11 protein-coding genes and 1 pseudogene are annotated in these 13,177 nt (G+C 59.3%); 6 read left to right on the plus strand and 6 right to left on the minus strand.

Annotation, left to right across the window (positions count from 1 at the left end):
• Positions 1-126: 126 nt before the first annotated feature.
• The 3 genes and pseudogenes from G4223_RS07155 to G4223_RS20435 all read right to left on the minus strand — a co-directional run.
• Positions 127-1,542: a hypothetical protein gene (locus G4223_RS07155; RefSeq protein WP_163677067.1), complete on the minus strand. Its 1,416-nt coding sequence runs from the start codon at positions 1,540-1,542 to the stop codon at positions 127-129.
• The gene (locus tag G4223_RS07160; protein WP_420844439.1) at positions 1,535-2,566 is read right to left on the minus strand and encodes an AAA family ATPase; all 1,032 of its coding nucleotides are present in this window, start codon (positions 2,564-2,566) and stop codon (positions 1,535-1,537) included. Before G4223_RS07160 ends, G4223_RS07155 begins: the two co-directional genes overlap by 8 nt.
• A gap of 216 nt (positions 2,567-2,782) precedes the next feature.
• Positions 2,783-2,953: pseudogene (locus G4223_RS20435) on the minus strand (translation initiation factor IF-2 associated domain-containing protein); the annotation flags it as partial.
• 786 nt (positions 2,954-3,739) lie between these two features.
• Here G4223_RS20435 and G4223_RS07165 point away from each other — a divergent pair.
• From G4223_RS07165 to G4223_RS07190, 6 genes are all read left to right on the plus strand, one after another.
• Positions 3,740-5,986, plus strand: coding sequence for an alpha,alpha-trehalose-phosphate synthase (UDP-forming) (locus G4223_RS07165; protein ID WP_163677072.1), 2,247 nt, complete (start codon positions 3,740-3,742; stop codon positions 5,984-5,986).
• Between the two features lie 11 nt (positions 5,987-5,997).
• Positions 5,998-6,744: a trehalose-phosphatase gene (gene otsB, locus G4223_RS07170; RefSeq protein ID WP_163677075.1), complete on the plus strand. Its 747-nt coding sequence runs from the start codon at positions 5,998-6,000 to the stop codon at positions 6,742-6,744.
• A gap of 5 nt (positions 6,745-6,749) precedes the next feature.
• A complete protein-coding gene (locus G4223_RS07175; RefSeq protein ID WP_163677079.1) occupies positions 6,750-8,558 on the plus strand; it encodes a glycoside hydrolase family 15 protein in 1,809 nt (602 codons plus the stop codon).
• Between the two features lie 71 nt (positions 8,559-8,629).
• Complete coding sequence (gene mazG, locus G4223_RS07180; protein ID WP_277395022.1) at positions 8,630-9,430, plus strand: nucleoside triphosphate pyrophosphohydrolase; 801 nt, start codon at positions 8,630-8,632, stop codon at positions 9,428-9,430.
• A complete protein-coding gene (locus G4223_RS07185) occupies positions 9,427-10,062 on the plus strand; it encodes a hypothetical protein (RefSeq protein ID WP_163677082.1) in 636 nt (211 codons plus the stop codon). The genes mazG and G4223_RS07185 overlap by 4 nt, the downstream gene beginning before the upstream one ends.
• A 4-nt stretch (positions 10,063-10,066) precedes the next feature.
• Complete coding sequence (locus G4223_RS07190; RefSeq protein ID WP_163677085.1) at positions 10,067-10,834, plus strand: SDR family oxidoreductase; 768 nt, start codon at positions 10,067-10,069, stop codon at positions 10,832-10,834.
• Here G4223_RS07190 and G4223_RS07195 read toward each other — a convergent pair.
• The 3 genes from G4223_RS07195 to hfq are packed head-to-tail and all read right to left on the minus strand — an operon-like array spanning position 10,831 to position 13,166.
• Positions 10,831-11,598, minus strand: a complete 768-nt coding sequence (locus G4223_RS07195; RefSeq protein ID WP_163677088.1) for an inositol monophosphatase family protein — start codon at positions 11,596-11,598, stop codon at positions 10,831-10,833. The two genes, G4223_RS07190 and G4223_RS07195, sit on opposite strands and share 4 nt — an antisense overlap.
• Positions 11,595-12,911 carry a GTPase HflX gene (gene hflX / locus G4223_RS07200; RefSeq protein WP_163677090.1) on the minus strand — a complete coding sequence of 439 codons (1,317 nt, stop codon included), beginning with the start codon at positions 12,909-12,911 and terminating at the stop codon, positions 11,595-11,597. Before hflX ends, G4223_RS07195 begins: the two co-directional genes overlap by 4 nt.
• Positions 12,912-13,166, minus strand: coding sequence for an RNA chaperone Hfq (gene hfq / locus G4223_RS07205; RefSeq protein WP_163677094.1), 255 nt, complete (start codon positions 13,164-13,166; stop codon positions 12,912-12,914).
• Between the last annotated feature and the right edge of the window lie 11 nt (positions 13,167-13,177).

Here is a 13,177-nt window from a genome sequence, read left to right on the forward strand (position 1 = left end):
ATCTTTCGGTCCAGGGTCATCCATCGACGGCCTCTACCTTAGACCTGACAAAAATCTATCTCTGACCGAGAATAATCTGGAAAACAGGACAATAAGGCAGTTCCCCTTTCCGTAGAGCATCATTTCTCAGTCCGGATTGAAGGGTGAAAATCCCTCCGCATAAGCAGCGAGAAGATCAAGAGCATTCCGCTGCCTTATACGGAATTTCACTCCGCTCAATATCGGAGATGCGCCAAGCTCTGCCTCCATTAACGATTTGCATAAATTATACAGTTTTTTGCTGTGTTCGTTTGATCCTGAGAGCCCCTTTAAGTACCCGAGCATGCTCTCAAACATAATGTTTTCTTGCACTTCCTCTGTGGCGTCCTCGCCCGCAGGAAACCAAAGCTCATTTTCAGGCTCAGAACCTACAGCAATACGCCGCAGAATCCATGAATAAATATATTGTTTTGTGTACAATTTGGGGTCTGTTTTTGCATCTTCGTAGAGCCTGTATTTCGCATCCATTAGGCCACCGTCACCTTCAAGCCAGACTGCGTCAGGTCGCATCGGACTAAACATCTGCTCTAACTCTTCGTGGCGACGGTGACTGGCAATTTGCATTGCACGAGCCCTCGTAAGGTTCGCAGTATCCGCCAAAGCAACTCTGCGGCCTTCCCGGATTAGCCCCTCGATGCAGGCCGCTTCCCAAACGCAGGAAAATCCGGCAATACCCCACGCTTCCTTGGTATCTGCTACAGATACACCGTTTAGAAAATGGTCTGCAGCTTCATAGAAATCTAGATACACGTCATCCCTTATAGAGTGTGCATCAATGCGCTCAAGGTGGTCACAGAGTGTTTCTCGCGTCTCACGCCATTGTTCTATTTTGAATAAGCTAGCGTCTGACGAAAGATGATCGGATCTATACTCTTGTGAAAGTGCAGATACAACTTCAGTGCACTCCCACCCCATTTGGTTGGAAATTTCATATGCAATGAAGCAGCACATCCGAACCAAGTCTGATGGGCATTCCCCAGGAAGCGTTCTCCGAGTGAGGAAATCCTGGTCAACGATTGCCGTGCCGTCCTCTAGGAAATTTGCTCTGTGAAGGTTGCGATGGAAGCCCCCCCAGTCCACTGCGTCTTTTCTGCCCGCCCGCTCAACCAGCTGGAGTAAATATGGCTCTTCCTGCAGATTAAGAACTCCCCAAAGGCGGTCGAGCGCCGAAAACATTACGCTGGGGGCGTCACCTTTCTGTTTAATTGCGTTAAATTCCGAACGGCCATGTTGCTTATTTTGCCGAGCGAGGAAGTCCTGGAGGACACTTCCTTTCATGGAACTTCCGGTGCGCGCAAAGGCTCTTAGGGCTGAATATAGAATAAAATATACAGACTTGACGCGCTCGTACCGTTCCTCGGCGGGCAAACCATTAATCGTATCCAGAATGCTCTCGAAACCGAGAGGCATGCGAAGAGTAGGCGTGCCATTGCGCAACAGCAGCCCAACGAAGGCAGATTTTCCATCGGCCATTTCCAGAGTAAGTGATGAAAAATCAATCATCTGGTGTCAGCGCCGCCGACCGAAAATCCCAGAGCATGATCATAAAACGATCCAGGTGGTCACTGAGATCTGCAAAGGTACGCAAGCTGACGCCCATTGCATCTGCTAGCAAAGACCGGTGACGAGGAAATACGGTATCCCACAGAAAAAACAGCAACTTATTACGGATTTTGCTCGCAGGTATGGCAACGGCGTCATTCACCACCTCAGGGCGGATGAAGCGGTAGCCGATTTGCTTATCCTCGATATGCCTGATGCTCTCCGAGTGAGAAAGAATGAAGGAGTTTACTGCATCGACAAAATCCACCCACTTCCAAGCTGCAGACAGTGCGGGCTCCACATCGTCAAAAATTTGCACATTGACTAAGTCTCCGGCTCGTCCTCGGGTGCCCGCGGCCAGGTATTCCCATTCCCAGCGCCGCTTGAACGCGCTATCCATATAATAAATCGAATCATCAGATGTATTCATCGTGGCAAATATGGAGAGATTACGAGGGATTACAATTTCACCAGACCGCATCAACTCCAGTAGGTGCCGCCCTTCCGCCGTCGAAGCTTGATCTATGTCGGAAATTTCAGCCTGTTCCCTTAGGGCCATAAGTTCCATCTCCGGCAGATGGATGCGATAGCTTGAGCGCCCCCGTGTATCCCGGTCTAACAACTGAAAGATTGAACCGAAAATCGAGGCGCAGTTTCCCCGGTTCAGTTCATCGATCACCAGCGCTACGTTGCGGACCACTCCTGCGGGTACCAGGATTGCCTCGCGATAGGCCTTCGCTAAAGCCAGCAAAAAATGGCCTGGGTAGAATCTATAGGTAACAGTGGACCTTCCGGGGCTATTCAGATCCGGCACGCTGAGTGGCAACAGCTTTCCTACGAAATCGCCATAGGTGTACTCGGGATGAAAGATGGTTTGGACGACGCATTCGCGCTCAATACGCAACTTGTTGAGATAAGTGCTGCGGAGAATGTGGCTCTTGCCAGTACCCGGCGGACCGAAAATGATCAATTGTTCAGGGAGCATGGACGCGGCCGCTTCCAGTTGGGTCTGCAATTCATCTGCTCGCCACCGAATGGTGCACGCCAACCTGCCACGCCCATCCAATTGGCTAAGGATGGCTGCTCGGATGGCGTTCAGTTGGTTCTGTTCAACCCGCCGCCGCTCATTTTCGCGCCGCGCGCTGTCCAGAGCTTCTTCTAGCGGGTTAGCAGACGCACCTTCTGAACTACCAATATCACCCGCGTTTGTTGCAGATGAAAACGTCCGTTTTTTACGCACGTCTACCGTAACGACCTTTGAGCGTCCGTGACTAAAACTTTGGCGAACCTGCCCGGCTTCAACGGTTTTTTTAAGCTCAAGCTTGCCTGGCTGCGAAAGCTTTAGAGGCGCTTTTCTTTCTTGATCGCTCATTTGCTTAACTTTATAGGCAGTGATGCGTCCGCGCGCTTAACAAGCGTGACGGCGTGAGATTGACACGCATATCATATGCAAAACGTTGTGGGTACATCTAAAGATGGGGTGCTCAGCGGGCTGCCAGGGTGTGGAATTATCGTTCTTTATAAGGCAACTGACCTGGCTCAACGTTCTGCCCGAACAAGGCGGATTTGCCGCAGTGCGTGAGGTGGCGGCAGGCTGTATTGGGAACAGCTTGAGCCCGGGAACATCAAACTGTCCCTCAGTTCTCAGAAAGCTCGCTTTGCCCGGTTTGTTGCATTTGGTAAAGTCGCGAAGCGCAACATTTTTGCGGTGTTGCTCCAGCAACGGCAGAGCCAGAGAATGGTTGCGCCCGATCCACTGCGAAGTGAGCCTTCGGCTTGCACTTCGCAGCGCCTCGGTCGCCCGAATTAAAGGGCAACAATGCCCGAAACTGCACTATTTGGTGCAAATGCATGCGGGGGAAAACACCCCTAACCCGCTGTGACCCACAATAATGAATTGAAATAAATAGATATTTCTTGGATAGCCCTCGTCACGAACCGACACTGGTCGTTCGTGGATTGTCGCCCGTGGCCTGAACGTTTTCACTGTACATGGGCCCGACACTGCGCATGCGGGGCGATCACCTGTTCCCGTTTAAACGGCGGCTGCCACTTTTTCGCCACAATCGTAAAATCAAATATATCTAATCGAAAATGCAGATTACGCACCAGCCTGTCCACTGATATGCTGGGTCGCGTTTCCGTTGGAGGTGTACGCATGAGATTGGCCTTCAGGTTCGTTCTTCCCCTGATGTTGCTGTTGGGGGGTATCGCCTGGGCCGCGGCGCCACTGGTTGGCGATTTGATTGGCCGCTGGTTTCGTACGGATGTGGAATTGCGGTCCCGACTGATCTTTCATTCCGTCCATGATTCCCTTTTGTCTTTGGTGCTGACGACAGACGACCGCCGGGCGGGTCGCAAGATTGACGAGTTGTTCAGAAGGATCAGCCAGGACGAGCGTCTGCTGGCCATCGGCCTGTGTTCGCCGGAAGGAAAGCTGCTGCACAAGTCCGCCGCTTGGCCCAAGGCCCTGCCCTGTCCTCCTGCCCCTGTCGCCGGCCAGGAATTCGGCCAACGGCGGTTGGATACTGGTACGGTTCTGGCCGCCGCCTTCTCGCTGACGTCCGACCGGGATGATTTGGGTTATCTGGTCATCCTGCACGACCTGAGCTTCATCGAAAAACGCAGTTCCAGCGCCGAAATTTATCTGGCCGTTTTTCTTGGGTTGCTGGGAATGGCGGCGGCAGGTGTCACTTTGCTGATGGCTCGCCTTACCTTGCATTATTGGCTGAAGGCGATGCGTAAGGGCCTGGTCTATCGTCCCAATGCCGAGGGCGAGGACGGCAAGGTGCCGGTGGAAATCCAGCCATTGGTACGCGAAATGCGGAAAGTGATGCGGCAACTGGACGCTCCGCGTTCGCTGACCGAGGCAATCCGTGTGGAATGGGGGCCGGACAGCCTGCGCAGTCTGTTGCGCAACGAATTGCCCGACGCCGAAGTGATGGTGGTTTCCAACCGCGAGCCCTATATCCACAACATGGAAAGCGACCAGATCACCGTGCAGCGTCCGGCAAGCGGCTTGGTCACCGCGCTGGAGCCGATCATGAGGGCTTGCGGCGGCACCTGGATCGCGCATGGCAGCGGCAGCGCCGACCAGCTCAAGGTGGACAGCTCCGACCGGCTGGGCGTACCGCCGGAAAAGCCCAGCTATACCTTGCGCAGGGTCTGGCTGTCCGACGCGGAACAGGACGGATATTATTACGGCTTCGCCAACGAAGGCATGTGGCCGCTATGCCATATCGCCTTTGTCCGCCCCAATTTCCGCACGTCCGATTGGGAGCATTATGTGGCGGTGAACCGCAAGTTCGCCGACGCCGTGGTAGCTGAAGCCCGCACCTCAAACCCCATCGTTTTGGTCCAGGACTACCATTTCGCCTTGCTGCCGCGCATGGTGCGTGAGCGTCTTCCCGACGCGACCATCGTCACCTTCTGGCATATCCCCTGGCCCAATGCCGAAGTCTTCAGCATCTGCCCATGGAAAGAGGAAATCCTCTCTGGCCTGCTGGGCAGCTCGATCCTGGGATTCCACACACAATTCCATTGTCTGAACTTCGTGGAATCGGTGGACCGTTTCATGGAATGCCAGATCGACCGCGAGCACAGCACGGTCAGCGCCAGTTCGGGAACCACGTTGGTTCGTCCCTACCCCATTTCCATCGAGTGGCCGCCGGCGGCCCTGGCCGGCCAGCCGCCGGTAAAGGAATGCGGCGATCTGGTTCGCAAGAAATACGGCTTGAAAGCGGATGTCCGCATCGCCGTGGGTGTCGAAAGATTCGACTATACCAAGGGCATCGCCGACCGTTTCCGCGCGGTGGAAAGCCTGTTGGAAAACCATCCCGAATGGATCGGCCATTTCACCCTGGTCCAGGTCGCCGCCCCGACGCGCAGCCGCCTGCCCGCCTATCGCGACACCCAGGTCGAGGCGGAAACGCTGGTTCAAAGCATTAACGCCCGATTCGGGCGGGACGACTGGCAACCGATCATCCTTGCCGCCACCCACCACGAACCGGACGCGGTGTTCACCCTGTTTCGTTCCGCCGATTTGTGCATGGTGTCCAGCCTGCATGACGGAATGAATCTGGTGGCCAAGGAATTCGTCGCCGCACGCGACGACGACGACGGCGTGCTGATCCTGTCGACCTTCGCAGGCGCCTCGCGCGAATTGCACGAGGCGCTGATCGTCAACCCCTACGACATTCATGCCATGGGGGAAGCCCTTCACATCGGCCTGTCCATGCCGGACGATCAGCGCCGGGACCGCATGCGGCTGATGCGCGAGATGGTAGGCGAACACAACATTTATTTCTGGGCGGGCCGCATGCTGCTGGATGCCGCCCGTATCCGCAAACGGCGGCATATCGAGCGCCAGATCGCCGACGTGTCGAAGGAGGTTGCCGCAAAGTGAAGGTCAAAAATATGAACGATGCCTTTGAACTGACGCCACGCGACTGGAAGGACTGGGCGCTGTTTCTCGACATCGACGGCACGTTGCTTGATCTGGCGCCAACGCCGGACGCCGTTTTGGTTCCTTCCACCCTGCCGGCGGTGCTGAACGGCTTGTCGCGGCGACTGTCCGGGGCCTTGGCGCTGATCAGCGGCCGTGAACTCGCCGCCATCGAACGGCTTTTCCCCGAAATGCGTGACGCCGCCGGGGCTCATGGCGCCCAATGGCGCCTGAATGGTCGGGGCATGGACGGCATCGACGGCTGGCCGCGGTCCTTGGCCGACGAGGTGGCGGCCCGCGCCGCAGCCATCGCCGGCGTTCTGGTCGAACGCAAGGCTTGTTCGCTGTCGTTGCATTATCGTGACAATCTGCCCCTGGCAGACACCATTCATGCTCTTGCCGAAGACGTCGTCCGCCGTTCACCGCACCCGCTTCGGCTTTTGCATGGAAAAGCGGTGGTCGAGCTGATCCCCGACGCGGCCGGCAAGGGACGCGCCATCGAACGTTTCATGGCGGAGCCGGCCTATCGCGGGCGCATCCCGGTTTTCGTCGGTGACGACGTGACCGACGAGGAAGGCTTTGCCTCGGTCAATCGTTTGGGCGGCATTTCCATTCATGTGGGCGGTGGCCGACCGACGGCTGCGCGGTTCCACCTGTCCGACCCCGAAACAGTGCGGCGCTGGCTCGCGCGCCTGAACGACTTGCCAAGAGGAGCATGAACGTCATGAACTCGCTCGAACTGGGAGCCATCGGCAATTGCTCCATCGCCGCCCTGATCGACGGCGCCGGCACGTTGGTTTGGGGGTGTTTTCCCCGGATGGACGGAGACGCGGTGTTTTCAGCCCTGCTGAACGACGCCCGCACCGCTCATGATCCCAGGGCCCATGATCCCAGGGAAGGCACCTTCTCGCTGGAACTGGTTGACCAGTTGCATAGCGACCAAAGTTATCTCGCCAACTCGGCCATTCTGCGGACAACGCTTTACGACCACCACGGCGGCGTGGTCGAGATCACCGACTTCGCGCCGCGCTTCGCCCTTTACGAACGCATTTACCGGCCGCCGATGATCGTCCGTCGCATCCGTCCGGTGAAAGGGCGCCCCCGGCTGACGGTTCGGGTCCGGCCCCGTTTCGACAATGGCGGCATCCGCCCGGAAATCACCCGTGGCAGCAACCACATCCGCTATGTCTCGCCGGCCCAGACGCTGCGTCTGACCACCAACGCCCCCATCTCGTACCTGATCGAGGAACGGCCCTTCCTACTGGATCGGCCGGTCGACCTGTTGCTGGGAAGCGACGAAAGCCTTCAGGCCGGCATCGAGACCACGGCCCGCGACCTGTTCGAACGGACCTGGGACCATTGGCGCAGTTGGGTCCGTTCGCTGTCCATCCCGTTCGAATGGCAAGACGCGGTCATCCGGGCCGCCATCACCCTCAAGGTGTGCAATTTCGAGGAAACCGGCGCCATCGTCGCGGCGCTGACCACCTCGGTTCCCGAGGCGCCGGAAACCGAACGGAACTGGGATTACCGTTTCTGTTGGCTGCGCGACGCCTATTTCGTCATCCATGCGCTCAACCGGTTGGGTGTGACGCGGACCATGGAAGACTACCTTCGTTTCATCAACGACATCGTTGAAGAAGCGACCGAAGGCGAATTGCGCCCGGTCTACGGCATCGCCCGCGACACCGCCATCGAGGAAGTGGTGGTCCCTCACCTTTCCGGCTATCGCGGCTTTGGGCCGGTCCGTGTCGGAAACCAAGCCTATCTTCAGGTCCAGAACGACGTCTATGGCAGCGTGGTCCTGGCCTCGACCCATGCGTTCTTCGACCAGCGTCTGGGATATCCCGGCGGCAATACCTTGTTCGAACAGCTCGAACGCTTGGGCAACCGCGCGGTGGCGCTGTTTGACAAGCCGGATGCCGGGCCATGGGAATTGCGCACCATCGCCTCCGTCCACACCTTCTCGGCGGTCATGTGCTGGGCGGCCTGTGATCGTCTGTCCAAGATCGCCAACCGCCTGGGCATGGCCGACCGCGCCTCTTATTGGCGGCGCGAGGCCGACCGTATCCACACCATCATTTGCGAACAGGCCTGGAACCCGGATGTGGGCAGCTTCGTCTCGACCTTCGGTGGCCGCGACATGGACGCCACCTTGCTGTTGCTGCACGAGGTGGACTTCCTGTCCGCCGACGACCCACGCTTCGCCGCCACGGTGGATTGCGTCGCTCGCACCCTCAAGGTCGGCGACTATCTCTACCGCTATGTCGCCGAGGACGATTTCGGCAAGCCCAAGACGGCTTTCGTCATTTGTGTCTTCTGGTACATCGACGCCCTCGCCGCCCTGGGCCGCCGCCAGGAAGCCCGTGAATTGTTCGAAACCGTCTTGCGTCAGCGTAACGCCCTGGGGTTGCTGTCCGAAGACATCGACCCGCGCAGCGGCGAATTGTGGGGCAATTTCCCCCAAACCTATTCCATGGTCGGCCTGATCAATTGCGCGGTGCGGCTGTCCCGTCATTGGGAGGAAGCTTTCTGACAAAAGCGCATGCCCTGGCGGACGGACTGCATTACCTTGCCGATGCGGCACCGTTTCCTCAGGAGGTTTCCTTGCGTCCCATCGACCGTCTGCTGGACATCATGGTCACCTTGCGCGATCCCGAGCGCGGCTGTGCCTGGGATCGCGAGCAGACCTTCGCCACCATCGCGCCCTACACCATCGAGGAAGCCTACGAGGTCGCCGACGCCATCGACCATGGCGACATGGCGGCGCTGAAGGACGAGTTGGGCGACCTGCTGTTCCAGGTGGTGTTCCATTCCCAGATGGCATCCGAAGCCGGTTCCTTCGTGTTCGACGACGTCGCAAAGGCTATTGCCGACAAGATGGTCCGTCGCCACCCCCACGTTTTCGGCGACGCCGAGATCCGCGACGCCGATACCCAAACGGTGGCGTGGGAAGCCACCAAGGCCGACGAACGCGCCGCCAAGGGGCATGACAGCGTGCTTGATGGCGTGGCCCGTTCCCTGCCTCCCATGACACGTGCGCTGAAGTTGCAGAACCGTGCCGCCCGCGTCGGTTTCGACTGGGCGGGGCCTTTGGATGTGATTGCCAAGATCGTCGAAGAAGTCGATGAAATAAAACATGAAATCAATATCGAGGCAGAGTTCGACCGTATCGAGGACGAGATGGGCGACGTTCTCTTTGCTTGCGTCAACCTTGCCCGCAAGCTCAAAATCGACCCGGAAGGCGCGCTGAAGCGTGCCAACGCCAAGTTCGACCGTCGCTTCCGCCATGTGGAACGCGAGTTGTCTGCCGCCGGACGCCGGCCCGAGGATGCCACGCTGGACGAGATGGAAGCGCTGTGGATCGACGCCAAAGGGATCGAGCGCAAGGGAGAGCGCAAGGAATGACCCGGTCTTTTCTGGCCCGTGTGGCGACGGTGGTCGCCCTGACCCTGGGACTCGCCTCCTGCTACATCCCGGATAACTTCCACAGCGAATTGCGGCTGTCACGTTTCGGCGATTGGGCGGTTACCTTCGATGGCGACCTGATCTATGCGCCGATCATGCACGATTATGCCGAAGGCAAGATCACGGCCGATAACGAAGAAGAGAAAAACCAAAATATCTACAAGGACTTGGTGCGCGATCCTGCCATCAAGGCCATCCAGCGGATCGGCAAGGGCCGTTTCAACATCAAATACGAACGCATGGGGCGGTTGGGCAAGGTTCAGCTTTCCGCCCTGTTGCGGCGAGACGCCCGTCTGTTGGCGCTGAAATCGGCCGAGGACGGCACCATCACCATTGCCGGAAACGGCGTGCGACCCGGCGACGCCCAACGCATGACCGAATTGGGGATCGGCATGCGCGGCGAGTTCCGTATCACCACCGACGGCAACGTCTTGCGCCACAACGCCAACGAGGTGCGGCCGTTCGGGCAGTACCGCGTTTACATCTGGAAGGTGGAAAACGCCTTCTCGCCCTCGCCTATCCTGGTGATGCAGCGCGAGGACGACCCGCAACGTCCGCTTGAGGAGAAATGATTCCATGACCGATTGGAGCCAGCGCACGGTGCTGATTACCGGCGCCACTGCCGGTTTCGGCACCGCCATCGCCCGCCGTTTCGCCGCGCTGGGGGGCCGGTTGGTACTCAGTGGCCGCCGTGGCGACCGTCTGGAGGAATTGAAGGCCGAGTTGGGAGTGCCGGTACATCCGTTGGTACTGGACGTGCGCGACCGCCAAGCGGTGTTCGACGCCGTCGCCGCCCTGCCCGCGCCGTTCGCCGATATCGACGTCCTGGTCAACAACGCCGGCTTGGCGCTGGGGCTCAATCCGGTTGACTCCGCCAATGTCGAGGATTGGGAAACCATGGTCGACACCAACCTCAAGGGGGTGATGGCGGTGACCCGTGCGGTGTTGCCCGGCATGGTGGCCCGCAATCGCGGCCATGTGATCAACATTTCCTCGACAGCCGGCTCCTACCCCTATCCCGGCTCGACCATCTACGGCGCCACCAAGGCGGCTGTCACCATGTTCTCGCTGAACATGCTGGCCGATCTGGTCAAGACCAAGGTACGGGTGACCAACATCGAACCGGGCTTGTGTGGCGGCTCGGAATTCTCGTTGGTGCGGTTCAAGGGCGACCCTGACGCGGCGGCCAAGGTTTATGCGGGCACCGAACCTCTAACGCCAGAAGATGTCGCTGAATCAGTGGTCTGGGCAGCAACATTGCCGCCGCATGTCAACATCAACCGCATCGAGATGATGCCCACTTGCCAGGCCCCGGCAGGGCTGGCGGTGCATCGCGAGGGCTAATCGATCAGCGGCGCCAGATCCCACCAACTGGCTTGACCGGGGGCCAGCAAAAGCTGGCCGTCGGCATGCAGGACCGGTGTATAGGCCGATCCGTCCATCATGGCGCCATATCCGCCAGCCTCGGCGTGGATCAGCACGCCGGCGGCGTGGTCCCACGGCATCAGCTTCTTGAAATGGGCAAAATGCAACTTGCCGGTGACCAGATCCAGGTAGTCGTGGGCGGCGCTGCCGCGTCGGGCCACATGCAACACATGCTCGGCCACCCGGCCCCGTTTCTTCACTGAACCAGCCATTTGGGCCAACGGTACCTCGGCCGACACGCGCAGACGGGTATCGGCGCGCCAAGCGCCCTGCCCCCTGTGAGCGGTGATGGTGCGGTTGGGCACCGGATCGTGAATCCATCCCGCCTGGGTGACACCATCGATCACCAGGGCGACCACCACCGCGAAACGCGGGTTGTTGTGGGCGAAGTTGGCGGTGCCGTCCACCGGGTCGATCACCCACACCACGCCGGGGCGTTCCAGGGCGGTCATCAAGGCCGGATCGGCCTCGACCCCTTCCTCGCCGACCACCGATCCGGGCATGACCTCGCACAACCGGCGCGCCAGCACCTTTTCCGCCTCGATGTCGGCTTCGGTCACCAGTTGGTTCGGTTTCTTTTCATGGATCTGGGCAGCGCTGAGGTTCTTGAAACGCGGCAAGATTTCACTTTCCGTCGCTTCGCGAATGATTCCGCAGACCAAATCCATGTCGACGACGCTCATCCCCGCCTTCCTTCGGCCTGACGTTGCTGGAAGCGCTGCACGTCAACGGGATCGAGACGCACGCGCACATGCGCGACGGATTCGTCGTCGTGCCGCTCGGTCACCTCGCCATGGCGGTACAGCCAAGCCAGGGTGGCGCCATCGCTCAACGGCACTTCGGCATCCAGTGTTTCACGGCCCGCCGACAGGCTTTGGTCAAGGCAAGCCAGCAACTCGTCCACCCCCTCGCCGCTCAGCGCCGAGACCGGCAGGGTCAGGGGGCGGCGTCGGGCCTGGTTCAATACCTCGACCCGTGCCGTGTCGTCCAACAGGTCGATCTTGTTCAACGCCTCGACCAAACCGCGATCGACCACTTCGGACAGGCCGAGATCCTTCAGCACCAGTTCGACGTCGGTCGCCTGGGCCACGGTGTCGGGATGGGCGACATCGCGCACATGGACGACGACATCGGCCTCCAGCACCTCTTCCAGGGTGGCGCGAAAGGCGGCGACCAGTTCGTGCGGCAGGTCCGACACGAAGCCCACGGTGTCGGACAGGATGATTTCGCGCCCCGACGGCAGCTTGAGGCCGCGCATGGTCGGGTCAAGGGTGGCGAACAACATGTCCTTGGCCATCACCTCCGCCCGCGTCAGGCGGTTGAACAGCGTGGACTTGCCGGCATTGGTGTACCCGACCAAGGCGACGATGGGATACGGAATTTTGCGCCGCGCGCTACGGTGCAATTCGCGCGTCCGTTTGACCTCGTCCAATTCCCGCTTCAGCTTGACGATGCGCTCGCCGATCATGCGGCGGTCGGCCTCGATCTGGGTTTCGCCGGGGCCTCCCATGAAACCAAAACCGCCGCGCTGGCGTTCCAGGTGGGTCCATGATCGCACCAGCCGCGAACGCTGGTAGCTGAGCGCAGCCAATTCCACCTGAAGCGTACCCTCGCGGGTACGGGCCCTTTCGCCGAAAATTTCCAGAATCAGGCCGGTGCGGTCGATGACCTTGCACGCCCAGGCTTTTTCCAGATTGCGCTGCTGAACCGGCGACAAATGACCGTCGACGACGGCCAGGGAAATCTCGGTGTCCTTGATGATTTCCGCCAAACGTTCGACCGCGCCCTTGCCCAAAAGCGTGGCGGGCCGGCGTTTGGCGACCGGCACCACCTGAGCCTCGACCACGTCAAGGTCGATGGCGCTGGCCAACCCGACCGCTTCGTCCAACCGCGCTTCAGGCAGGCGGACACCACCCTCCGCCGCCTTCAGGGCGGGGTGGACGACGATAGCGCGCTGGCGGGGGGAACCGGTTGGCCCGGCCTGTCCGCTGGACACTTATTCTTCGCCGCCTTCCTTGGCCGACGGCTCGAACAACTGGACGGGGGTGGACGGCATCACGGTCGAGATGGCGTGCTTGTACACCAATTGGGTGTGACCGTCGCGGCGCAGCAGCACCGAGAAATTGTCGAACCAGGTGACGATGCCTTGCAGCTTCACCCCGTTGACCAGGAAGATCGTAACCGGAGTCTTGTTCTTGCGGATGTTGTTGAGAAACACATCCTGTACGTTTTGCGACTTTTCGGCGGACATGGTGGTAATCC

It is taken from the genome of Magnetospirillum aberrantis SpK, assembly GCF_011022235.1.
In the GTDB taxonomy this organism is placed as follows: Bacteria; Pseudomonadota; Alphaproteobacteria; order Rhodospirillales; family Magnetospirillaceae; genus Magnetospirillum; species Magnetospirillum aberrantis.